The organism is Streptomyces sp. Root1310 (assembly GCF_001426425.1).
Classification (GTDB): domain Bacteria; phylum Actinomycetota; class Actinomycetes; order Streptomycetales; family Streptomycetaceae; genus Streptomyces.
The window spans coordinates 96,875-118,677 of sequence record NZ_LMEQ01000034.1 but is presented as its reverse complement, the minus strand read 5'-3'; the positions used below and the strand labels follow the sequence as shown (position 1 = coordinate 118,677).

Sequence of the window (21,803 nt, the reverse complement as noted above, 5' to 3'; positions counted from 1 at the left end):
GTCGCTTCGACGCTAGGCAACGACCGGCGTCGTCGCGCGAGGCGGGCGGCCATCCGGGTGGGCCCGCCCCGATCGGCGGGCCGCCGGGCGGTGGTGTGACCGGCGCGGGTCCGGAAAGACGCACTCCGACCGCCGCGACCGCCGCGGCCGGAGGAAGCCGCGAACGGCCGGGCGAGGCCGAGAGGAAGAGGAAACGGAGGGGACCGTGAGGGATCTGCTGGGAGGGTTCCGCAGTTTCATACTGCGCGGGAACGTGGTCGACCTGGCCGTGGGCATCGTGATCGGCGCGGCCTTCACCGCACTCGTCAACGGCTTCGTGAAAGCGTTCCTGACCCCGGTCGTGGGCTTCACGACCGGCGCGACGGGCGACTACAGCCGCAGGACTTTCACCCTCGGCGGGACTGTCTTCCCGTACGGAAGTTTCGTGAACGCCGTCATCAGCTTTCTGCTGATCGCCTGCGTCCTGTACTTCCTCGTCGTCCTGCCGATCAACAAGCTGCACGAGCGTTTCGCCCCGCACCAGGACATCCAGGCGGACAAGCGGGACTGTCCCGAGTGCCTCAACCCCGTGCCCGCCCGGGCGCGCCGCTGCGGGTTCTGCACCAGCGATCTGGTGCCCCTTCCCGACACGGCCGGCGCGGGGGAGACGCGGGCGTAGGTGTGACTTGTCATGTTCCGCTGCGGGGATGTCTTTCCCGCCGGTCATCGGGTACCCGGTGCGGCACCTGGAGGAAGGGGTGAACGCGATGGCTGAAGCAGGACGGTACGGCACGGACGGCGAACGCGGTGTGCGGACCGCCGACGGCGGTGAGTCGGTCGGCGACCTGGTGCAACGTGCTTCGCAGCAGCTGACCGAACTGGTGCGCGGCGAAATGCAGCTCGCACGGGCGGAGATGGTCGAGAAGGGAAAACGCTACGGCAAGGGCGGTGGGCTGTTCGGCGGGGCCGGACTCTTCGGCTTCCTCACCCTTCAGGCGCTGGTCGCCACCGCGATCGCCGCGATCGCGGTGCCGCTCCCGGTGTGGGCCGCGGCCCTGATCGTCACGGCCGTACTGGCGGTGATCACCGCGGTGCTGGCCCTGACCGGCAAGAAGCAGGTCGGCGCGGCCGCCCCACCGATGCCCGAGCGGACCGTCGACAGCGTGAAAGCCGATGTGTCGGAGATCAAGGAGAGTGCACGACGATGACCCAGCCACCCCATGACGAGCCCACCGCCGCCGGTCCCGAGGATCTGCGCCGACAGGTCGAACAGACCCGCCACGAACTCGGTGAGACGGTCGAGGCGCTGGCCGCGAAGACCGACGTCAAGGCCCGCGCGCAGGAGAAGGCGATCGCGTTGAAGGAACAGGCCGGCACCACGGCGGCGCACCTGTCCGAGCAGGCCAGGACGAAGGCGGCCGGGGCGGCCCACCTGCTGGAGGAGAAGGTCCCGGCCCCGGTCAAGGACACGGCCGCCGCGGCCGCCGTCCAGGTCAGGGCCAGGGCGGGGCAGGCCGAGCAGTTGTGGCAGGACAAGGCACCCCGACAGGTGCGCGACCATCGCGGCGCCCTCATCGGCGCCGTCGCGGCACTGACCGTCGCCTACCTGCTGCTGCGCCGCGGCAGGAAGTAGCCGACGGCGGGACGGGCGCCGCCGGCCCCATCGGCCGGCGGCGCCCCTCGCCGAACTGCGGATCATGCTCCCGGATGTGAGACTGCGGCCAAGCGACCGGTCGATTCCGTTCCGTCCTGTCCCTCCGGCCCGCCCGGTCCATCCGATGCACCCGGTGCACCCGGCAGCGAGTAGCCCACCAGGTGGTGACGACGTGACGGCCGAGCTCAACGACGAGCGGCTCATGGGCTTCCTCGCCGACTCCGCCAACCGCACCTTGGAGCTGTCGAGAGCGGTGGCCCGCTGCACCGAGGCGCTCGGTCTCCAGCACGCCGTGGCCTACCTCGCCGATCTGCAGCAGCGCCGCCTCATCCCCCTCACCGACATCGCCTCGACCCTGTGGATCGACGACTCGCTCGCGGGCTGGACGTACCGCACGCAGTCACTGCGGGTGGAGGAATCGGGCACGGGCGGGGTGATCGCCTGGTTCCCGCTGCTCGACGGAGCCGAGCGACTGGGCGTCCTCGCCGTCCACACACCGGCGGTCACCGCCGCCTTGCTCACCCGGGGCAAGGCCCTCAGCACCCTGCTGAGCATGATGATCACGTCCAATCGGGCCTACATGGACTCCGTCGTCCGCAGGACGCGCACCGAGCCCATGCGGCTCCCCGCCGAACTGCTGCGGGCGTTCCTGCCGCCCCGCACCATCGGCAACGGACACGTCGTCTCCACGGCCGTCCTCGAGCCCGCCTACGAGCTGGGCGGCGACGCCTTCGACCACTGCCTGACCGACACCACCCTGCATGCCACCGTCATCGACGCGATGGGTCACAACCTGGCGTCCGGACTGACGAGCGCGGTCTCGCTGGCCGCCTGCCGCAACGCCCGCCGCACCGGCGAGGATCTCCCCGAACTGGTCGACAGCGTGGACCAGGCACTCGCCGAGTGGCTCCCGGACCAGTTCTGCACGGCCGTTCTGACCCAACTGGACCTCGCCACCGGCGTGCTGCGCTGGAGCAACAGCGGTCACCCCGCCCCTCTGCTCATCCGCGACCAGCAGCTGGTCGCCGACGCGCTGGAAGGCGATCCGGACCCGCCGATGGGGCTGCGCTTCCTGTTGGCCGGGCGACCGCGCCAGATCCACGAGTACGCCCTTCAGCCGGGCGACCGGGTGCTGCTGTACACCGACGGCGTCACCGAGGCCCGGACCCGGGACGGGAACCTCTTCGGCCTCGAACGCTTCGCCGACCACGTCATCCGCGCGACGGCCGCGGGAGAACTCGCACCCGAGAGCCTCCGGCGGCTCATCCACGCCATCCTGGACACCAGGACGAGCCGTCTCCAGGACGATGCGACGATTCTGCTGCTCGAGTGGAATCCGCCGCCCGTGCCGGAGTCGTGATGGTGCTCGCCGTCGTCTTCGGCGTCCTCGGCGCCGTCAGCAACGCGGTGGGCACGGCGTTCCAGCGCAAGGCCGCCTCAACGGTGGACCGGGGCGGCGGAGTACGGCTGCTGCTCGCCCTCGCGCGGCGGCCCGCCTGGGCGATCGGCATCGCGGGCGTGGTGGGCGCCGCGGTGTTCCAGGCGCTGGCCCTCGTCAACGGCCCGATGGCGCTGGTACAGCCCCTGTTCATCCTCGAACTCCCCTTCGCCCTGCTGCTGGCGGTGCCGCTCATGCACCGACGGCTGCCGGCCGCGGGCTGGTGGGCGGTCGGGGGAGTGGTGGCCGGACTCGCCGTGCTCCTGGCCTCGGCAGCCCCCTCCGGCAGCCGGGATCAGGCGTCCATGGCGCGCTGGATCCCGGTCCTGGCCCTCACCCTCGGCGCGATGGCCGCGGCGGTCCTCCTCGCGCGCTCCGCCTCCTCGCCGTTGTTGCGCGCCGCAGCGCTGGCCTCGGCCGCGGCGGTCGGCAACGCCCTGACCGCAGCCCTGCTGAAGTCGGCCACGGGACGCCTCGCCGACGGGGGACTGCCGGCGTTCCTCACCTCCTGGCAGACGTACGGATTCGCGCTCACCGGGGTCCTGGCCCTCCTGCTGCTGGAGAACGCCCTGCAGGCCGGACCCCTGGCCGCTTCACAGCCCGCGCTGACCATCGGTGACGCGTCGGTGAGCCTCCTGCTGGGCGTGGTGCTGTTCGACGAGAGCGTCCGTACCGGCTGGTGGCTGCTGCCCGAGGCGATCGGCGCCCTGCTCATCCTCTGGGCCGTGGTGCGGCTCACCCGGGTGGTGCCCCACCTCGTCGACGTCGTGCGCTGAGAACGGCCCGATCGGGTTCGGCGATGGCGCATCCGGACGGCACGGACGGTGCCGTCGCCCGTGCCGTGCTGTGCTGATCCGGACAGGTCGGGAGTCGCTGGCTCGAAGGAAGTGGCGAAGATGGGTGACCTCCACGGTCCGGACCACGAGCACCGGCGTCCCCCGGGTGTCGGCGACGGGACGGTGGAAGCGCTCGGCTCCCTGTCCAAGGCGCTGGAGACGGTCGAACGGGCCCGTGGGCACCTCTACTCGTTCCACCAGCTCACCGGCACCGCGGACCTGGAACTGGACCGCACGGTCGAACTGCTGCGCGGGGCGGGCCACGACGCCTGGGCCGAGCGGGTCGAGACGGAGATCCTGGGGCGCAACGTCATCCCCGGACACTGGACGTTCCAGATCGTCGAGGCCTACGACGAGACGTACTACCGAGCGTTCAGAGACCTGGAGCACGAGGCGGTGCGACAGCTCGCCGAAGGACGCGACCACCTCTACGAGGCGGAGATGAAGGAGGCCCGCCGCACCCGCGACCACCCCGACCACACCGCCCGGCCCGACACCCCCGGTTCCCCCGACCCGGCCGGTCCCTCCGACTGACGGCAGGGGACGAGGCCTTCGGCGCCCGCTGTGTCCGGGCGGATCCACGCTCCGGGACGCCGGACCGGTCGGGGGCGCCGCCGGTTCCGGGGTGGGTCACAGACGGAGGACGACGAGAGCCGTGTCGTCGGTGGTGCCGGTGGCGGGGAGGAGGTCGGCGAGGAGGGCGTCGGCCAGGACTTCCGGGGCCGAGTGTCTGTGGTGGGCGAGGGAGTCGGCGAGCCGGGCCAGGCCCGTGTAGATGTCCTCGTCGCGGCGCTCGATCAGGCCGTCGGTGTACAGGACGAGAGTGGCGCCCTCGCTGAAGCCGGTGCGGGCCTGCGGGCGGGGGAGGTGTTCCGGGCGGGCGGCGAGCGGGGGATCGGTGGCCTGGTCGAGGAAGGTGACGGTCCCGTCGTCGTGCACCAGGGCGGGCGGCGGGTGGCCGGCACAGCTGTAGGTGATGGTGTGGCTGTCCCAGTCGACGAAGGTCGTCACTACGGTGGTCGCCTCGGCGCCCTCGACGAAGCGGGCGTACAGGCCGAGGGCCTCCAGGGCCTGGGCGGGGCCGTCGGCCACCCGGCAGGCGGCGCTCAGGGCGCTGCGCAGCTGCCCCATGGTGCAGGCCGCCGCGAGACCGTGCCCGACGACGTCGCCGACGGCGATCGCGAGGTTGTCGCCGGGCAGGTCGACCAGGTCGTACCAGTCGCCGCAGACGTTCAGTGCGCCGACCGCGGGCCGGTAGCGCACGGCGGTGGCGTGCGGCCCGGTCGGGCCGGGCGCGGGCAGCATCGCCGCCTGGAGGGCCAGAGCGACCTCCCGCTCATGGGCGTGCGCCTGGCGGAGCCGCTCGTTGACCTCCTGCAGCTCGCGGGCCCGGGTGTACAGCTCGGCCTCCAGCACACGGGCCCGGGCCCCGCCGTTCGGGCCGCCGCGCGCGTGGATGAGCTCGGTGACCTCCTCCACCCGGTGCACGACGAGTGTCACCTGCCCGTCGGGGCCGAGGACCGGCGCGTTCACCGGGCTCCAGTAGTGCTCGCGCCACACACCGGGCCGATGGGTGTCCTCGATGTCGTAGCGCAGCAGCGCCATCGTGTCGCGCTCGCCGGAGTCGACCACCCGCAGCATCGACTCCCGGGTCTCCCGCATGCCGGCCGCGGCCGGGTCGTTCGGGTTCTCCGGGAAGACGTCGAAGATGTAGCGGCCGAGCAGCTGCTCGCGGGTACGTCCCGCCAGCCGCAGGAAGTCGTCGTTGGCGTCGGCGTAGATCAGGTCGGGCGTGAGGAGGGCCACCATGCCGGGCAGGGCTCGGAAGACCGCCACATAGTCGATCAGTGGTTTGCCCATGTCCCTGCCGCCTGTCTCGGTGCCGAGCGTCACTGTGCCGTTCCACGATAGAAGGGAGATCGCGACGGGGCCCGGAAACCTTGTCTCCCGAGCCCGACGCGTTCATCGATCGTGTAGGGCGCGATCAGCCGTGGAGGCGGGCCGGGAGCGCGACCGGAGCGGTGGTCCCACCTCCCTCCGAGGGGTTCTCCCGCGTGCCGCCGGACCCGGCGGCCGCGCAGTCGACATCCGTGGCGGGCAGCTTCCCGGTGCGCAGGTAGGCGTTGACGGTGCCGTCGACGCAGGAGTTGCCGTACGCCCCGTAGACACCGTGCCGGTCGGAGCCGGTGACGGTGACCAGGCGGGAACCCGGCCAGGCGCGGTGCAGCGCCGTGGCCCCGGCATAGGTCGTACGCGGGTCGCCGGTGGTGTTGACGAGCAGCGCGGGCAGGTCGTCGCGGACGACGGTGGGGCGCTCCCGGGGCCGGTCCCAGAAGGCGCAGGGGGTGATGTCGTGGGTGAAGGGTCCCATCAGCGGACGGCGCACGCGGCTGCGCTCCACGTCGCGCCAGTAGACGTCCGGGTCGCGCGGCGCAGCCACGTCACCACAGAGGATCGCGGTCTGGACGCTGCCGTAGGCCGACCCGTCGTCGCCCCCGTTCAGCAGGAAGTCCAGGGCCCTCGCGAATTCGGGGTCGGGTTCGGCCGGGCGGCCCTCCGCGGCCTCCTTCATGGTGCGGATCGAGGCGGCGAACGACCGCCGCGCCTCGTCGGTGTCGTCCGACAGGCCGTTGAAGACGACGAACGGCACGGTGTGCTCGTCGAGCCGGTAGGACGCGGACGAGCCGCCGCCGATCACCAGGGGCCGTTCGCCCGCGGTGCGCCCGATGCGGTCGACGGTGGCCAGGACGGCATCGCGGGTCGAGCCGAGGCCGTAGGCGGAGTGCCGCTCGGCGGCCCACGCGGCCCAGTGCCGCAGGGCCTTCTCGTTGGCGGTCTCGGTGCCGACGAGCAGCCGGGGGCCGTAGCGGTGCGGGTCGATCACGCCGTCGAGGACCACGCGGTCGGTACGGCCGGGGAACATCGTCGAGTAGACCTCGCCGAGGTAGCTGCCGTACGAGTAGCCCAGGTAGGAGATGCGGCGCTCGCCGAGGGCAGCGCGGACGACGTCCATGTCGCGGGCGGTGTCACGGGTGGTGATGTACGGCAGCACGTCCCCGTTCGTCCTGCGGCACCTGTCGGCCAGGTCGCGTGCGAACCTCGTGACGTCGTCGAAGGCGGCCCGGTCCGCCCCCGCCCAGCGGAAGGGGCTGCCGGTGGGCCAGCCGCAGTCCAGCGGGGTGCTGCGGCCGACGAAACGGGGATCCACGCCGACGATGTCGTAGCGCCCGGCCACGTCCCCCAGAGCGTCGTGCACCCAGGGCGGGTCCCCGACGGCCTGACCGCCGGGGCCGCCGGTGTTGAGCAGCAGGGAGCCGATGCGGTGGGCGGTGTCGGTGGCCTCGATCCGTGAGAGCGCGAGGGTGATCGTACGGCCGCCGGGGTCGGCGTGGTCGAGGGGCACGGTGACGTCGGCGCAACGGGCGCCTGCCTTCTCCAGCTCCTTGCCGGTCTCGTCGTCGGGGCCGAGGACGCAGCTCTTCCAGTTCAGCTCCTGGTTCTGGTAGCGGCCGAGGGCGGCGGACGACGGCCCGGCCACGGCGGACAAGGAGGGGGGCCGGGCGGCGGCGGGCGGCGCCGACGCGGAGGCCGGGATCGCGGAGGCCGGGATCGCGGAGGCCGGGATCGCGGACGCCGCCAGCACGAACGCCGTGGCCAGGGTCGCCGTCGCCGTACACGGATTGTCGAGAAGTCCCATGCGGTCCGACGCTAGGCCGCTTCGCTCCCCGACTCACTCCGGTCAGCTCCCCGTTCCGCCTGGTGCCGGCCCCACCGCCGAGCATCGGGGCACCCCCCCGGCATCCCCCGAAACCCCTGGCAGTCCACGCCGTCGTCCGCCCTGCCCGTAACGGCCTTACGCACCAGACCCGTTCGGGAGCAGCCGGTCAGTCCGGGGGCGGGCGGTCAGTCCGGGGCGTGCGACGACTGTTCGCCCGCACCGACGCCGGCGTTGCGAACGGCCAGGAGTGCCGCGCCGATGTCGGCCACCGCGCGCGGATCGGAGAGCGAACGCCTCGTCAACTCCTCGATACGGCGCAGCCGGTAACGGACGGTGTTGGGGTGGACGAAGAGCCCCCGGGCCGCGTCGGTGGCCGAGCCGGCGGCGGCGAACCAGTGTTCCAAGGTCTCCAGCAGGCGAGCACGTTCCGCGACCGGCAGGTCGACCAGGGGCTGGAGGACCACTCCCACGAGATGCGCCGCCTCCGCCGGAGCGGCGGCCACCACCATGGCGAGCGGGTTGTCGTCGAACCGGGCGACACCGGGACCGGTGCCCCGCAGCCCGGCCAGGGCCAGCCGAGCGAACCGCAGCGCCTGTGGAGTGTCCCGCAGGGAGGGGAAGCACGGGCTGACGCCCACGCGGGCCTGGGCACGACGCAGGACACGCAGACAGGCGCTCTCCGCCGCCGGTGTGGGAAGTGCGATCACCCCGATCTGATGGTCGGGCAACAGCCGCCAGGCAGAGGCGAGTTGGGCCTGACGCAGCACGGTTTCGATACCCGCCAACGGCTCCTGGCCGGGAGCGCCGGCCGCCGCCGCGGCCACCGCGTAGGGACCGTGCTCGGGCAGGCCCAGCTCACGGGCGGCCTCCCACAGCGTGGTCCGGTCGGCGATGACACCGGTGAACAGCGCCTCCACCAGCGCCGAGCGCCGGGCGTGCCGCTGCGAGGTCAACTCGGCGGACGTCTCCCGGTAGGCCGCCGCCACCGCCTCCGCGTACAGGCCGAACAACGCCCAGATCTCCGCGGACTGGGACACCAACTGGTCGTCGGAGACCTCGGGATGCGTCCGTGACTCCAGGAGGATCTCCGTCCACAGCAGCTCGAAGCCGACCCGGTACGCGTGCAGGGTGTCCGCCAGCGGCACGCCCTGTTCGGCGCGCACCCGGCCGGTCTCGCGGGCCGGACTGGGATCCGGGGCATCCGCGTGACCGAGGTGGGTCAGGACCAGGTCCGCGTTGGCGGTGCACGAGCGGCGCAGCGACTCGAAGGGGATCAGCGACTCCTCGTCGTAGGCGTCGACGTCCGAGCGGATACGCTGCGCGATCCGCTCACCCAGTTCCGGAAGTCTGGCATGAAGCGCCGCTGCCACGCCCGAGATATCCATTACCGCAGCTTAACGCCATTGTTTTGTTCCCCGAACCAAACCGGGACCGGTGGTGCTGTCCTGCCGCCCATGGTCCGCCGCCGTGCGTGGCAGCACGATGTCGCGCAGATGAACAGCGGATTTCAACGATGACGTTCGTGGAGGCGGGTCATGGCCAATCTGGCGCAGTTCCTGGTGGAGACGGCACAGCGGCAGCCGGGACGCCCCGCGCTGCGCCTGGGCGAGCAGGTGACCAGCTACGCGGAGCTGGACGAGCGCAGTGCCCGCGCCGCCGCGTTGCTCCGGGCCGAGGGCGTGCGGCCGGGTGACCGGGTCGCCCTGATGCTGCCCAACGTTCCCGAGTTCGTCGTCCTGTACTACGGGGTGCTCCGCGCCGGGGGGATCGTCGTGCCGATGAACCCGCTGCTGAAGACGCGGGAGACCGAGTACCACCTCGACGACTCCGGGGCGGTGCTGCTGTTCGAATGGCACCAGGCGCCGGGGGAGGGCGCACAGGGCGCGGCCGCCGCCGGTGTGCGGCACCTGGCCGTCGAACCCGCCGCCTTCGGCGCACTGCTGGCCGGGCACGAGCCGCTGCCCGAGATGGCCGAGACCGGCATCGACGACGTGGCCGTGCTCCTGTACACCTCCGGCACCACCGGCCGCCCCAAGGGCGCCACGCTCACGCACGGCGGGCTGCGGCACAACACCGAGGTCAACACGGTCCACGTGCAGCGCATGACGCCCGAGGACGTGGTGGTGGGCTGCCTGCCGCTGTTCCACATCTTCGGCCAGATCTGCACGATGAGCGTGTCCGTCCGCGCCGGCGCCTCCCTGACGCTGATCCCGCGCTTCGCACCGCAGACCGTGCTGGACGCCATCGCCCGCGACCGGGCCACGGTCTTCGAGGGCGTTCCCACGATGTACGCGGCGCTGCTCCAGCACCCGTCCGAGGCGGACGTGTCGACGCTGCGGATGTGCATATCCGGCGGGGCCTCGCTGCCGGTGGAGGTCCTGCACGGCTTCGAGCGGCGCTTCGGCTGCGCGGTGCTGGAGGGCTTCGGCATGTCCGAGACCAGCCCGGTGGTCACCTTCAACCACCCCGACCGGCCGCGCAAGGCCGGCTCCATCGGCACGCCGATCCGCGATGTGCAGGTGCGGCTGCTCGACGACAAGGGCCAGGACGTCGCCCCGGGTGAGGTGGGCGAACTGGCTGTGCGCGGACCGAACGTGATGAAGGGCTACTGGAACCGCCCCGAGGAGACCGCGACCGCCATCCCGGACGGCTGGCTGCGCTCCGGCGACCTCGCGCGGCAGGACGAGGACGGATACCTGTACATCGTGGACCGCAAGAAGGACATGATCATCCGTGGGGGCTACAACGTCTACCCGCGGGAGATGGAGGAGGTCCTGCACGAGCACCCGGCCGTCGCCCTGGCCGCCGTGGTGGGCGTGCCGCACACTCACCTGGGTGAGGAGATCGCGGCCGCGGTCGTCCTGCGCCCGGGCGCCCATGCCACCCCCGACGAGCTGCGGGAGTTCGTCAAGAGCCGGGTGGCCGCGTACAAGTACCCGCGTGAGGTGTGGCTCGTGGACACCCTGCCGACCGGCCCCAGCGGCAAGATCCTCAAGCGCGAGATCACCGCGCCCGTCGGACCGGGCCGGGTCTGAGACCGGGGCCGGACGCTCCGGAGGCAAGACGGGACCGGGGCGTCCAGGCCGTGACGGGGGGGGCCGGAACCAAGACCGGGGCCGGGCAGGGACCGGGGTCGGGTCCGGGGCCGGGCCGAGACCGGGGTCGGGGTCGATGAGGAGTCGGCGGGGGGAGTAACTACGCTGCCCCCATGGCTGATTCGCAGGGCGCCGCCACGGGCTGTGAGCGACTGGTCCGGCTCGTGGCACCACCGGCCGGACCGGTGGACGCCTCCGGGGGCCGGGCGGATCGCCTTTCCGCCCGAAGACGGCGAACGGGTTCGGCGGCGTCTCTTCACCGCCGTTCCGCTCACGGGGTGCGAGGTGCTTCAGGTGACCACCGAGGCCGGAACGCCCCTGGCCGTCCGGCACGCGCCCGCGGACGAAGACCGGTCCGCCTGAACTGTCCCGGCACCGCCGCCCCACGGAAGAGGAAACCCGACATGGCCGTCGTCCACCGCACAGTCCTGCGGCCGACCAAGCTGGAACTGCTCACCTCCTGGCTGCCCACCCGGCCGTGGTACGCGGGCGGCACGGGCGCACCCGAGCTGGTCAAGGCCGGGGGCTTCCGGCTCGACGACCCCGAGGGCGAGGTCGGGATCGAGTTCCTGGTGGTCACCGACGCCTCCGGCAGCCGTCCGGCCGCCTATCTGGTGCCGCTGACCTATCGTGGCGCCCCGCTCGACGGGGCGGAGCACGCCCTCGTCGGCACCATGGAGCACGGGGTGCTGGGGCGGCGCTGGGCCTACGACGGCTGCCACGACCCGGTGCTGGTCGCCCAGTTGGCGGCCCTGATCGAGGGCCGGGTCCAGGCCCAGGACCAGAACACCAGCGATGTCCCCGACCGGGAGGTCACCCGCTCCTGTACCGCTGACGGTGCCACCCCCACGGGCTCCACGGCCGGTGCCACGGACGACCCGCAGGGCACTGAGCTGCCCGCACCGCGGGGCACGACACTCCGCCTGCAGCGGGTCCTGCGCCCCACCCCGGACGACGAGCCCTTGCCGCCTCCGCGGGCGGTCGGCCATGTCGCCGGTTCCTGGGCTTTGCCGGACGGCACCCGCGCGCGGGGGCTCTTCGCTGTCCTGCACGACGACACATCGCCGTCCGACTACTGATGAAGAGCGCGGATCGGGGTACCTGGGCCCACATGGCACAGAAAACTGATCATGTCGAATCCGTGCGTGCCGTGCGGCAGCTGCGGCGCATCCGCCCTGTCTACGCGGGGGGTGCGGCCTTGTGGGCCGCATCGGCTGTCTGGACGGGGTGGGACGACCCCGGGAGTCGGCAGATGTGGGTGTCGGTGCTCTTCCTGGTGGTCTTCGCCGGTCTCCTGTCCGTGACCTCGCTGTGGCTGTGGCGTCAGCAGGCGGCCGGCGAGGGCAGGTCCGTGCACCACGCCGCCCCACGCAGGACGGCCACGCGTCGCCATGCCAACGCCTGAGGGCCGACGGCGGGGAGCCGAGAGGGCGGGGATGCGAGAGCGCGGAGCCGGGAGCGCAGAGCCGAGAGGGCGGAGCCGCTGAGCTGAGAGCGCTGGGCTCGTAACCCGGAGGCCGCGGCCGCGGGTTCGCGTCCCGCCTCGGCCACGCAGACCGGGCCCGCCGCACCCGCGGCGGGCCCGGTCCCGCATGGTGGCGTGATGCCGTCTCACGGAGGACCGCCGATTGCCGCGCGGGGTGTTCGATGGTCCCATAGGCTCGCGGTGCCGCCGCGAAGTGACGTGCGGCACGGCTTGGCGTTCGCGCGCGCGTGACTCGACCGATGAGGAGTGCTCATGTCCGGACAGTTCGAAGCGACGGTGGAGGTCGATCGGGCTGTCGAGGAGGTGTTCGCCTACCTCGCCGACGGGCGCAATGATCCGCAGTTCAGCCCTCGTGTGCTCAAGATCGAGCGGATCCCCGATGCCCCGACCACGGTGGGCACCGTCTTCCGGAGCACCGTCAAGGACGCCGGGATGAAGACCGCGAGAGAGTTCCGCATCACCGCTCTCGAGGCCCCCGTGAAGATCCGGTGGGCCGAGGCCTCGAAGAACACCGTGACGGTACGCGAAGGCGGTTACGACCTGGAGCCGCTGCCCGGCGGTGGCACCCGGGTCCGTATCTTCAACGTCCTCGAAGGCCACGGACTGGGCAAGCTCCTCGTCGGCCTGGCGCTCGCCGCCGCCCGCAAGGACGCTCCCGGGTTCGGTTCCCGTATCAAGGCGGCGTCCGAGGCGGCGATCGTTCCGCGCTGACGCCCCGGCCGCGTCGTCGGCGTCTCCCCGACCGGGGGAGCGCCGGTCAACGGGCGATGCGGTGCTTCCTGCCGCCACGGCGGAACCGCACCCCGGCGTAGAAGAGGTCGGCGAGAAGGACCAGGGCGCCGATGATCAGCAGGTAGAACAGCCCGTGGACCGCGAATCCGATGATGCCCAGGACGAGGGCCACGAGGATCAGAAACAGAAACAGGCTCATTGGCTCTCCCGGCGGCCTAGACGTGTCAGCGACGGGCGAGGCGACGCTCGCCCCCGGCGCCCGGCACGTAGTCCAGTTCGTAGTGCGCGAAGACCTTCGGTTCCTCCAGGGCGGGCAGTTCGCCGTCGAGGTCGATCGACGGGGCCTTCTTCACCGCGCTCCTGTCGTGGGCGACCTTCAGGTAGCCCGGACCGACGGTCGCGCCGACGAGCGGCACGAACACCAGTCGGCGGCGGGTGGGCAGCCCGACCGTCACTGTGGCGAAGCTGGGCATGTCGGTCCCGGTGTCCACATATACGGACTCCAGGATGCCGATCTTGTGCCCCTGGGGGTCCACCACGTCGTGACCGCGCCACTCACGGATATCGCTTGGCTCGAACATCAGCTACCTCCGCAGGTGCGGGTACCCGCGTTCGGGTCTCCGATGTCATGCGCACACGCCACGACCGCACACGCGGGAGCCCCGCGGAGCGGCTCGGCGTCGCGTCTCGGGCCGCGGTGGGGTCCCCGGGCCCCGGAGGATCCGGAGCCCCCGTCCGGAGCCGTTCCGGCGCACGGGGAGGAGGGCCGTGGACGTCGACCGCGAGGCGGGTGGGCGGGCGATGCTCACCCGGTCTGCTGGACGCCGGCCTTCTGATGCACCTCGACGAGTTGCCGAAGAAGACCGGCGAACTCGCCCTGTCCGCGGGCTTCACCGAGGTGCGGATCTACGTGGCGGACCTCGAACGTCACGCGCTGCACCTGCTGACCGGGCCGGACGCGGCGGCTCCGCCGGACAGCGAACCGGTGAGAGGTCGTTTCAGTCGCGGGGGCGGTGACACACGGGCAGAGTAGATCTCGATTATGGATGATCATGCGCCATCGGGTGTGACGCGGTCGCGGGCCCCTGTCCAGCGTAAAATGCCTGATCACATGGGGTTTGCGAGTGCTACCGTCGCCCGCATGCCTGAACTGATCCCACCCACCGGTCGACTTCAGCCCTCATGGCTCGCGGCGCGTGACGAGTGGTCTCCAGGCGCTCACCAGGCCGGTACCGGCTTGGGCCTCATGCCCGAGGCCGACCTCGACGACCCCGCCGTCTTCTCGGCGTGGGTACAGCAACTGCAACAGCAGTCGGACAGGTCAGTTGCCCTGAGAGACGGGTGGGTCCACGCCACCCACTGGTGGATCGTCGAGGGCGACAGCTATCTGGGAGCCATCGACCTGCGGCACCGCCTGAACGCCTTTCTGCTCCACAGCGGCGGGCACATCGGATACAGCATCCGGCCCTCCGCCCGAAGGCGCGGCCTGGCGACGTGGGCTCTCGGGGCTGTTCTCCCCGAAGCCCGTGCGCTCGGCCTGGGCCGCGTCCTCATCACATGCGACGACGACAATGTCGCATCGGCGCGCACCATCGAGCGCAATGGCGGCGTTCTGGAGGACGTCCGCACCACCGACGAGGGCATCAAGCGCCGCTACTGGATCACACTGTAGGCAGGCGGTGTGGTGGCGCCGGCTACAGCCACTCGTTGATGGCCGCGACCTCGGGTCCGTCACGGCGGTGTTTGATGTGCCACCCACCTGTTTCGGCGCGGCGACGGCCCCTGACCGCCGCAGAGGGGTCGCCGGGTCGGCTTGCCGGGGGCACGCTGGGAGGGTGAGCAGTGCGTCGATCGTCGTGCACCCGCCCACCAGTACGGGCGGCCGGAGGGTCTCGGTGCACTCGCAGGGCCGGGACGAGATCCTCGGCACTGCCTTCAGCGATCACGATCTGGTGGTGTTCCTCGAGGGCGCGGGGGTCCAGGATCCCGACAGCATTCTGGACGACGACCACTGGGTCGAGTGGCGCGGCGGGCGCGCGCATCGGTGGAGCGCCGCCTGAGCTCCGTTGAGTCAGCCTGCCCGGTTTTCGGTTCCTTTCTCCGGCTCTCCGGGGGCGGACGTGCTCCTCGGCGGTAACCGGATCGAGGACACGGAAGGCGGCGACCACGAGTTCTCCGAATTCCACACCGTCGCCTGATCACACGCCCAGCGGGCTGGCTCCGGGACACCAGGGCCAGCCAGCCGCCCCCGCCGAGCAGTCCGCCGGGGTCTCGCGTATTCCTCGCGCCCGGGCGGTAGCGGCTCGTTTCGGTCGTTGCGGATGACGATCTCGACTCCCGGCATGGGGCGGCCTGAGGTGATCTGGCCGTTGCGGCCAGTCACTGTGTGTTCGTCGGGGTGGACTTCGGTGAGGCCGAGAGTCTCGGTCTGTCCGTACCAGTCGTGGAGTACGGGGCCGAGGCGCGCGCCGCCTGCCCTGTTTCATGACGGCGCGCCTTCGAGAAGGGCGGCCTTGAGCGCGGCTCGTGGCTGTCGGGGCCGAGCTTCACCAGGTGCTCGACCCCCGTCGACCACCACGGTTTCTTCGTGGGCCCTCGGCACCGTCACAGCGCCCGTACGGGCCCGGTGGGTGCTGGTTCAGCTCGAAGAGGAAGGGGGCTACTTCTGCCGGTAGTTCTGCATGGTCTGCCCCCGTAGACCTGTGATCGACTTGCCGGGGGCGTTGGGGTGCCGGTTCTCCCCCTTCCCCTACACGATCACACCGTTCGGTAGAGGAGCATGGACATGCGCAGATTCAAGGGTGCCCTCGTGGCGGTCGCGGCTCTGGCCGCCTTCGCGGGGGTGGGTGTCGCGGCGTCGCCGGCGCAGGCGGCGACCTACTGCTCGACCAAGGGCCAGAAGTACTTCTGCGAGTACGGCGTCTCGACCACGAAGCTTGCCAACGGGACGAAGGAGGAGTTCGTCGTCGGTGCCGATCACGCGGTGTGGACGAACTGGACCTACCCTGACGGCTCCTGGAACGGATGGGTGTCCATGGGTGGGTGGGTCAAGAGCCGCATCACTGTCGACCCTCAGCAGGCGACCAGCGACGCGATCATCATCATGTCGGCTATCGGCAAGGACGACAACTACTGGTTCCGGATCCGTGGTTCCAACGGCTCTTGGACGAAGTGGCAGGTGAGCTGCGTCGTCGAACCCAATGGCCCGGGCTGCCCGTGACCGCCGTAGGCGAGCGGTACCGGAGATCGGCATCCCGTTGACGACTTGCCGATCCTCCACGCGCGGGCGGCCCTTCGCAGCCCGCGGTTAAGGGGAGCGAGTAACGCCCGTGTCAGATCGGTGAGTTCATGGCGACGCATCCCCACCACCACGATCCGCCACCTGATGACCCATAAGACGGACCTAGTGCCGAGGCGCCTTCTTCGGCTTCTTCCGCTCCGCGTCGACCTGGGTCTGAGACTGCCCGGTGTCGAAGATGGCCGAGGCCGCTTCGATGACCGCCGGTGCGGCCAGGGCTCCGCAGAGGGCGAAGCCGCATGCGGTGAGGGCTGCGCGCCTACGGATGACGGCTTGCATAAAGATCACCTGCCATAAACCGCTCTACTACGGGATCTTCATTTCCACCATCCGCCCCCGTCGCACCGGGAGTCAACACCTTTTGCCCGGATTGGGTTTTTAAGTGATTGAACCCCCAATTACCTTGCGTTCAGGGGGGAGGGGGAGGGAGGGAATCCACAGGTCTCTAGTGTGATGCGCCGGAAATCCGGCCCCCCGGCGGGCTCGCCCTCAGTGTGGCGTGCGCTCGGGCCCAGGTCGCGCCCTGGTCGAATCCGTCCGCCTGCCAGGTGGTCGAGGTCAGGGTGCCACGTCCCTTGTAGGCGCCCATGACGGCGACGTGGGGCGGCCACGCGACGAAGTGGTGCAGGGCGGCCGTGTCGCGCCAGACGGCCACGGCGCCGCACCGGCGGGCAGTGGGGACAGTCCACAGCCACATCCCGTGCGCCCCCGGGAGCTCCGGCCAGAGCGCCGCCAGTCGCCGGGCCTCCCGGTAGACGCCGGGCAGGTCCCTGATCTTGTCGAGCTTGAAGTCGGTGACGCTGACCAGGACCGGGCCCCTGTGGCCGTGGGTCTGACCAGGCGTCCACGAGGACCTCAGCATGTCGTGTCGCGGACGGCCGAGCCCTGGTGCGAGCCCGCCGCCCTGCCGCCGGACGGGCCCCGCCAGCCGGGCGTCCGGCCCAGGGCGGTCAGGATCCGCTCCAGCGTGCTCGCCCCGTCGCCCGCGGGGAGCGCCGGCCGGAAGGGGCTGTTCGGGGCGAGGCGGAAGTCGCCGTCCGGGACCGCGCAGGCCAAGGGCAGTGCGGCGGCCAGGAGTTCGGGACCGGGGTCGTACGGGAGGTCCAGGCTGCTGGCGATGTCCCAGCTGTGCGCCACGTAGTCGATGAGGTGAAAGCCGATGGCCCGGGCGGCCGGGACCGTCTGGACGGCAGGCAGTTCGGGAAGGAGGAACGGGCGGCCCGGGCCGTCCACGGCGGCGAACGCGTGGATGGCCTGCTCCGCCGCTTCGCCGTACTCCGCGGCGGCGTCCTCGCCGAGCGGGCGGACTCTCCAATGAGCGAGGTCCTGGCCGTGCCCGAACGCGGCCGCTGCGAACCCGCGGTGCTGGGCCGTCATATGGGCGAGCAGATCGGCCAGCGTCCACGCCGAGCAGGGCGTCGGGCGGATCAGGTCGCCGGGGGTCATCCGGCGTACGAGGTTGACGCTGTCCCGGACCGCCTGCGCGTCGAGATGCCGTAAACGTGCCAAGTTCGCGAGGGAATTAGTAGGCATATGCTTACGATGTGCTTGAGCGTATTAATTGTCAACCGGTATTTTCTTGACCATGGTCGAGAACACAGTGCAGGGAGGCGCCGGGGACACCCCGTCGGGGGAGCGGTTGGCCCGTCCCGACCTCGCCGAGATGGTCGCGCCGCTGCTCCGCACCCTGATGGCCGCGGAACAGCCGGTCCTCGACGCGCACGGGCTCACGATGTGGGCGTATGCCGTGCTGCTGCACCTCGACGAGACACCGATCCGCACCCAGGCCGCGCTGGCCGAGGCCATCCGGGCGGACAAGACCCGCATCATCGCGGTCCTGGACGACCTGGAGGACCGCGGACTGATCCGCCGCCGACCCGACCCCGGGGACCGGCGCGCGCGTCTGCTCTCCCTCACCACTGAGGGCCGGCGGCTGCGGGACACCGTCCAGTCCACGATCCAGAAGGGCGAGGAACGGCTGCTCGCCCAACTGCCACCTGCGGACCGCGACGGTTTCCTCAGGGGCCTCCAGGCCCTGTCCGCCCTGGCGGAGCCGGGAGCGACCGGGCCCGCCCAGGAGACGGGCCGACGTCGGTCGCCGGCCTAGGGGTGCGCCAGAAAAGGTGAACTCAGACGCCGTTTCCTTTGGCTCGCGTGATGCTGTTGACCGAGTCAGATGTCAGGAGGCCGGCGGCCGGCTCGTGCTCGCCGCGCCGCCCCCGCAGATGCTGCGGCTGCTGACCGTCACCGGTGCCCGCGGCATCTTCCCCCTCTACGGCAGTCTGGCCGAAGCCTGGGAGACCCGTCCCCCGACCGCCGGCCCGCCCACGGATGCGTGAACGAGCCGGTGGCGGGAGTCTGGGAGTGATGACCGATCCACTCGCATCGGCCGTGCCCGGGGCGCGGCGCGGCATTCGGTCGAGGAGAACGCCATGCCGAAGAAGGACGACCCGAGCAAGGGCGACCAGGTCTCCTGGAAGAGCCACGGCCAGAACGTGACCGGGAAGGTGAAGAGGAAGATCACCGAACGTACGGAAGCGGCCGGCCGCACGGTGGATGCCTCGCCTGAGGAACCGCAGTACGAGGTGGAGAGCGACAAGACCGGACGCTCCGCCGTACACAAGCCCGCCGCCCTGCGCAGAAAGGGCGAGCGGTCCTGACGGCGGCGGGGCAACAGCAGGCCACCGACCCCGGGACGGGCTCAGCGGCGGTCCGGTCCGTGTTCCCAGGTTTTCGGGCCGCCGCCCCGCCACTCGATCAGCGGGGACGATTCGACGTAGGCCTCGTCGGCGTCGTCCAGTCCGGTCGTCCGGAGGAACTCGGCGACGTCCAGCAGGCCGTACGCCATTCCCAGGAAGTGGTCACCGGCGCGTACCCGCCGCCCGCCGTCCGCGGCGGGTGGATAGATCACGACGGGGTGCGCAAGGCCCATGCCAACAGCGTGCGCCCCTCGTTGAACAAGCGCATGCGGGCCGACTGCGCAGGGCGCGCGCCCGATACGGACGCCGTCCGGGCCGCGCGCCCGGTGCGCTCTCCGCCGAACGGGTGAATCGCGGGTCGGGCGGATCCGGGCGTCGCATGGCCCTGGCCGCGCTGGGGAGAAATCCGGCATGTGATGCCGTATCCGGCGACAGAGGGAGCCCTCGGGTGAGCGCAGTCGTCTTCACAGCAGATTTCTCCTCCGACCGTCAGTGGGTGGCGGGCCGTTCCTGGGCCTATCCCGACGGCGGCCCCACCAACCCCGGCGACAACAAACTGGACCACCTCACGGCCGACCCCTCGTACTCCCGCTCCGGCACGTTCCGCGCCACCCGCAGAGCCGACGGACTGTGGGACGCGGGCCTGCTGACCACCGAGGAGAGCGCCGAGGGCTTCATGGTCCGCACCGGAGACCGCCTCGACACCAGGGTGCGCCTGCCCATCGGGGTGGGTGCCTGGCCGGCGATCTGGACCTGGCGGGACGGGGGCAACGAGGTGGACGTGTTCGAGTACCACCCGGACAACCCCGATCTGCTGGAGTTGAGCAACCACGTGCGCGAGGCGCACAGTTACGTACGCGACGAGGCCGTCAGCCCCGGTGGCGTCATCGATCTGAGCGTCACCTTCGGCAGGCGCAGCGTCGTCTGGTCGCTGAACGGGGAGCGCGTCTTCGCCGACGGACGGGGTGTCGGGTCCTCCTGGCACGCCTATCTCATCGTCAACCTCTCGGTGTGCGCGGGCCGTTACCACCCGCCTCCGGACGATGCCGCCACCGAGTTGTCGTACGGGGTGGAGAGCCTGGTGGTGCGCCGTGCCGTGGGCCGGGACCGTGCCGTGGACCAGGGCGCCGATCCCTGACGGGCGGGAGCGACGGGTGGGTGACGTTGCCGGGAGCTGACGGTAATCCGGGTGTCGTGGGGTAGAGGGACGTCGATCGGCCCCCCTCCGTGGTGGCCGGATGTCTCCCGACGAGAAGGAGCCGAGCATGACCGACGAGGCCTACCTGTTTCTGCTGGACGACGCCGACGTGGTGCTCGGGGTGGCGCCGGCCGCCGTCGGTGACCTCGCCTGCATGGACACGACGGCGGTACGCGCGTGGCTGAACGCACAGGGATGCACGGCTGCGTCCCCTCGTCTGCGACTCGTGCCGCCGGAGGAGAGGGCGGTCGTCCCCGAGGGAGCGGAACGGCTGCCGGTCCCGCTGAGCGAGGAGGAACTGAGCCGTGTACGGCACCGGATGGCGCCGGGGACGCACGCCCGGGTCGAGGACGAGCTGCTCGCCTACCGCGACTGCGCCGACGGCAGGGACGAGCTGATCGCGCGGGCACTGGCCGCCGGTGTGCCGCCGCACCGCGTCGCGGAACTGACCGGTGTGGATCCCGCGACGGTGACCGCGGCGGCCGGCGGTCGGTGACACGCCGGCCGTGACCGCGACAGTGGGGCGACGGCGGTCGGACGACGGGCGGCCGACCTGGGCGGAGGGTGTGAAGCGGCGCGTCACGCCCCCGGGCCGGGGTCCGGCCGCACGGCCGATGCGACACCGGCCCGGGCCGCTTCGAGCTGCGCGGCGAACGCGATGCCGAGGAAGAGCGCGACAGCCGTGAGGTTGGCCCACAGCAGCAGGGCGATGAACGCGGTGAGCGGCCCGTACAGGGCACCGAAGGCACCGCTCTTCTCGACGTACAGGGCGAGCAGCCAGGTCGCCGCGATCCACAGCAGGAGATGGACGGCGGAGCCGAAGGCCAGCCAGGTGTAGCCCGGCTGCCTACGGCGCGGCGACCACCGGAAGATCACGGCGGAGGCCACCCAGGCCAGCGCGAGCCCCACGGGGAGGTCGAGCACACCCCACCACTGCGGCCCACCGCCCTCCCGCCCCGCGGTCTCCGCGACCGCGTCCCCGACCGCCTCGCCGGCCACGAGTACGACGAACCCCAGCCCCAGGGGCAGACCGGCCGACAGCGCCAGGATCAGCGCCCGGCCGTACTTCCGGGGGAAGGAGCGGTCGCGCTCGATGCCGTAGATACGGTTGGCACCCCGCTCGATCTGTCCCATCGCCGAGGCGAGGTTCAGCAAGGCGAAGGCCAGCCCGAGCCAGAGGGCGACCGTGCTCCACACGTCGCCGTGGGCGCTGCGCCGCGTCCCGTCGAAGGCGTCCTCGACGATCTCGGCGCTGGCTCCCGGCACGATCCGGCCGAGGGTCAGCTCGATGATCCGGCCCACGCTCTCCGTGTGCACCGAGGTGGCCAGCCCCACGAGCGCCACGGTGCACGGCACCAGGCCCAGCACCACCTGGAAGGCGAGCGCCCGCGCGTTGGTGAAGCCGTCCGCGTAACGGAACCGGGCGAAGGAGTCGGTCAGCAGCCGCAGCCCCCCGTAGTGGCGCAGCGCGGTGAACGCTTCGTCTCCGGAGAGTTCCTCCCCGATCATGTCCCGGGTCTGGGGGACGTGGACGGTGGTTCCCATGACGTGGACGCTCCCTTGTCGCGCGATCGCTCCCTGTCCTGTTGCCCCGTGGACCTCGGTCACGCACCGCCGCCGGAATCGGTTCGGCGACCAGTGGGATGCGTCGAGCGATCCGGTTCTAGGTA

29 protein-coding genes are annotated in these 21,803 nt (G+C 71.4%); 19 read left to right on the top strand and 10 right to left on the bottom strand.

All coding sequences use genetic code 11. The features are described from left to right. The first annotated feature begins 214 nt into the window (after positions 1-214). The 6 genes from mscL to ASD48_RS38830 all read left to right on the top strand — a co-directional run bounded on the left by mscL (position 215) and on the right by ASD48_RS38830 (position 4,441). Positions 215-658: a large conductance mechanosensitive channel protein MscL gene (gene mscL, locus ASD48_RS38855; RefSeq protein WP_057606787.1), complete on the top strand. Its 444-nt coding sequence runs from the start codon at positions 215-217 to the stop codon at positions 656-658. 88 nt (positions 659-746) lie between these two features. Next, a complete protein-coding gene (locus ASD48_RS38850) occupies positions 747-1,187 on the top strand; it encodes a phage holin family protein (protein WP_242432861.1) in 441 nt (146 codons plus the stop codon). Beyond that, on the top strand, positions 1,184-1,612 hold the full coding sequence (locus ASD48_RS38845; protein ID WP_057606615.1) for a DUF3618 domain-containing protein: 429 nt from the start codon (positions 1,184-1,186) through the stop codon (positions 1,610-1,612). Before ASD48_RS38850 ends, ASD48_RS38845 begins: the two co-directional genes overlap by 4 nt. 193 nt (positions 1,613-1,805) lie before the next feature. Continuing rightward, positions 1,806-2,993: a PP2C family protein-serine/threonine phosphatase gene (locus ASD48_RS38840; RefSeq protein ID WP_348983247.1), complete on the top strand. Its 1,188-nt coding sequence runs from the start codon at positions 1,806-1,808 to the stop codon at positions 2,991-2,993. Beyond that, positions 2,990-3,847, top strand: coding sequence for a DMT family transporter (locus tag ASD48_RS38835; RefSeq protein WP_057606784.1), 858 nt, complete (start codon positions 2,990-2,992; stop codon positions 3,845-3,847). Before ASD48_RS38840 ends, ASD48_RS38835 begins: the two co-directional genes overlap by 4 nt. Before the next feature lie 120 nt (positions 3,848-3,967). Then, positions 3,968-4,441, top strand: coding sequence for a hypothetical protein (locus ASD48_RS38830; RefSeq protein WP_057606614.1), 474 nt, complete (start codon positions 3,968-3,970; stop codon positions 4,439-4,441). Between the two features lie 96 nt (positions 4,442-4,537). Here ASD48_RS38830 and ASD48_RS38825 read toward each other — a convergent pair whose 3' ends face one another. From ASD48_RS38825 to ASD48_RS38815, 3 genes are all read right to left on the bottom strand, one after another. Further along, entirely contained in the window at positions 4,538-5,767 is a 1,230-nt protein-coding gene (locus ASD48_RS38825) for a SpoIIE family protein phosphatase (protein WP_057606783.1), read from the bottom strand. Between the two features lie 124 nt (positions 5,768-5,891). Continuing rightward, on the bottom strand, positions 5,892-7,604 hold the full coding sequence (locus ASD48_RS38820; protein WP_063887546.1) for an alpha/beta hydrolase: 1,713 nt from the start codon (positions 7,602-7,604) through the stop codon (positions 5,892-5,894). Between the two features lie 206 nt (positions 7,605-7,810). After that, a complete protein-coding gene (locus ASD48_RS38815; RefSeq protein ID WP_057606613.1) occupies positions 7,811-8,995 on the bottom strand; it encodes a helix-turn-helix domain-containing protein in 1,185 nt (394 codons plus the stop codon). Between the two features lie 165 nt (positions 8,996-9,160). Between ASD48_RS38815 and ASD48_RS38810 the strand changes: the two genes are divergently transcribed. From ASD48_RS38810 to ASD48_RS38785, 4 genes are all read left to right on the top strand, one after another. Then, a complete protein-coding gene (locus tag ASD48_RS38810; protein WP_057606612.1) occupies positions 9,161-10,660 on the top strand; it encodes a long-chain fatty acid--CoA ligase in 1,500 nt (499 codons plus the stop codon). A gap of 464 nt (positions 10,661-11,124) precedes the next feature. After that, the gene (locus ASD48_RS38800) at positions 11,125-11,799 is read left to right on the top strand and encodes a hypothetical protein (RefSeq protein ID WP_057606610.1); all 675 of its coding nucleotides are present in this window, start codon (positions 11,125-11,127) and stop codon (positions 11,797-11,799) included. A gap of 173 nt (positions 11,800-11,972) precedes the next feature. Beyond that, positions 11,973-12,125, top strand: coding sequence for a hypothetical protein (locus ASD48_RS46265; RefSeq protein WP_348983246.1), 153 nt, complete (start codon positions 11,973-11,975; stop codon positions 12,123-12,125). A 333-nt stretch (positions 12,126-12,458) separates the two neighbouring features. Further along, positions 12,459-12,917 carry an SRPBCC family protein gene (locus ASD48_RS38785; RefSeq protein WP_057606609.1) on the top strand — a complete coding sequence of 153 codons (459 nt, stop codon included), beginning with the start codon at positions 12,459-12,461 and terminating at the stop codon, positions 12,915-12,917. A gap of 46 nt (positions 12,918-12,963) precedes the next feature. Here ASD48_RS38785 and ASD48_RS44965 read toward each other — a convergent pair whose 3' ends face one another. Continuing rightward, complete coding sequence (locus ASD48_RS44965) at positions 12,964-13,137, bottom strand: hypothetical protein (RefSeq protein ID WP_199876178.1); 174 nt, start codon at positions 13,135-13,137, stop codon at positions 12,964-12,966. Positions 13,138-13,162: 25 nt separating this feature from the next. Next, on the bottom strand, positions 13,163-13,519 hold the full coding sequence (locus ASD48_RS38780; protein ID WP_057606608.1) for a PRC-barrel domain-containing protein: 357 nt from the start codon (positions 13,517-13,519) through the stop codon (positions 13,163-13,165). A 209-nt stretch (positions 13,520-13,728) separates the two neighbouring features. On the opposite strand from ASD48_RS38780, the gene ASD48_RS38775 reads away from it, so the two are divergent. From ASD48_RS38775 to ASD48_RS38760, 4 genes are all read left to right on the top strand, one after another. Continuing rightward, entirely contained in the window at positions 13,729-13,971 is a 243-nt protein-coding gene (locus ASD48_RS38775) for a hypothetical protein (RefSeq protein WP_057606607.1), read from the top strand. 108 nt (positions 13,972-14,079) lie between these two features. Then, positions 14,080-14,610, top strand: coding sequence for a GNAT family N-acetyltransferase (locus tag ASD48_RS38770; protein ID WP_057606781.1), 531 nt, complete (start codon positions 14,080-14,082; stop codon positions 14,608-14,610). A 163-nt stretch (positions 14,611-14,773) separates the two neighbouring features. Then, positions 14,774-14,998 carry a hypothetical protein gene (locus tag ASD48_RS38765; protein ID WP_057606606.1) on the top strand — a complete coding sequence of 75 codons (225 nt, stop codon included), beginning with the start codon at positions 14,774-14,776 and terminating at the stop codon, positions 14,996-14,998. Positions 14,999-15,723: 725 nt separating this feature from the next. Then, positions 15,724-16,158 (top strand): hypothetical protein, encoded by a 435-nt coding sequence (locus tag ASD48_RS38760; protein WP_157880778.1) that lies wholly within the window; start codon positions 15,724-15,726, stop codon positions 16,156-16,158. Positions 16,159-16,341: 183 nt separating this feature from the next. Here ASD48_RS38760 and ASD48_RS38755 read toward each other — a convergent pair whose 3' ends face one another. The 3 genes from ASD48_RS38755 to ASD48_RS38745 all read right to left on the bottom strand — a co-directional run bounded on the left by ASD48_RS38755 (position 16,342) and on the right by ASD48_RS38745 (position 17,745). Next, a complete protein-coding gene (locus ASD48_RS38755) occupies positions 16,342-16,515 on the bottom strand; it encodes a hypothetical protein (RefSeq protein WP_157880777.1) in 174 nt (57 codons plus the stop codon). Between the two features lie 166 nt (positions 16,516-16,681). Continuing rightward, positions 16,682-17,098, bottom strand: a complete 417-nt coding sequence (locus tag ASD48_RS38750) for a hypothetical protein (protein WP_057606603.1) — start codon at positions 17,096-17,098, stop codon at positions 16,682-16,684. After that, positions 17,092-17,745: a TIGR03086 family metal-binding protein gene (locus tag ASD48_RS38745; protein WP_242432860.1), complete on the bottom strand. Its 654-nt coding sequence runs from the start codon at positions 17,743-17,745 to the stop codon at positions 17,092-17,094. Before ASD48_RS38745 ends, ASD48_RS38750 begins: the two co-directional genes overlap by 7 nt. A gap of 76 nt (positions 17,746-17,821) precedes the next feature. On the opposite strand from ASD48_RS38745, the gene ASD48_RS38740 reads away from it, so the two are divergent. From ASD48_RS38740 to ASD48_RS38735, 3 genes are all read left to right on the top strand, one after another. Continuing rightward, the gene (locus tag ASD48_RS38740; protein ID WP_057606601.1) at positions 17,822-18,343 is read left to right on the top strand and encodes a MarR family winged helix-turn-helix transcriptional regulator; all 522 of its coding nucleotides are present in this window, start codon (positions 17,822-17,824) and stop codon (positions 18,341-18,343) included. A gap of 16 nt (positions 18,344-18,359) precedes the next feature. Beyond that, entirely contained in the window at positions 18,360-18,575 is a 216-nt protein-coding gene (locus ASD48_RS44615) for an STAS domain-containing protein (protein ID WP_157880776.1), read from the top strand. 93 nt (positions 18,576-18,668) lie between these two features. Next, on the top strand, positions 18,669-18,896 hold the full coding sequence (locus tag ASD48_RS38735) for a DUF2945 domain-containing protein (protein WP_057606600.1): 228 nt from the start codon (positions 18,669-18,671) through the stop codon (positions 18,894-18,896). Between the two features lie 41 nt (positions 18,897-18,937). Here ASD48_RS38735 and ASD48_RS38730 read toward each other — a convergent pair whose 3' ends face one another. Next, complete coding sequence (locus tag ASD48_RS38730; protein ID WP_057606599.1) at positions 18,938-19,168, bottom strand: hypothetical protein; 231 nt, start codon at positions 19,166-19,168, stop codon at positions 18,938-18,940. Between the two features lie 215 nt (positions 19,169-19,383). Between ASD48_RS38730 and ASD48_RS38725 the strand changes: the two genes are divergently transcribed. Continuing rightward, a complete protein-coding gene (locus tag ASD48_RS38725; RefSeq protein ID WP_057606598.1) occupies positions 19,384-20,073 on the top strand; it encodes a hypothetical protein in 690 nt (229 codons plus the stop codon). Between the two features lie 127 nt (positions 20,074-20,200). Then, positions 20,201-20,629: a DUF6003 family protein gene (locus tag ASD48_RS38720; RefSeq protein ID WP_057606597.1), complete on the top strand. Its 429-nt coding sequence runs from the start codon at positions 20,201-20,203 to the stop codon at positions 20,627-20,629. Positions 20,630-20,712: 83 nt separating this feature from the next. Here the strand turns inward: ASD48_RS38720 and ASD48_RS38715 are convergent, their stop codons facing one another. Then, on the bottom strand, positions 20,713-21,678 hold the full coding sequence (locus ASD48_RS38715) for a YihY/virulence factor BrkB family protein (RefSeq protein ID WP_057606596.1): 966 nt from the start codon (positions 21,676-21,678) through the stop codon (positions 20,713-20,715). Positions 21,679-21,803 lie beyond the last annotated feature (125 nt).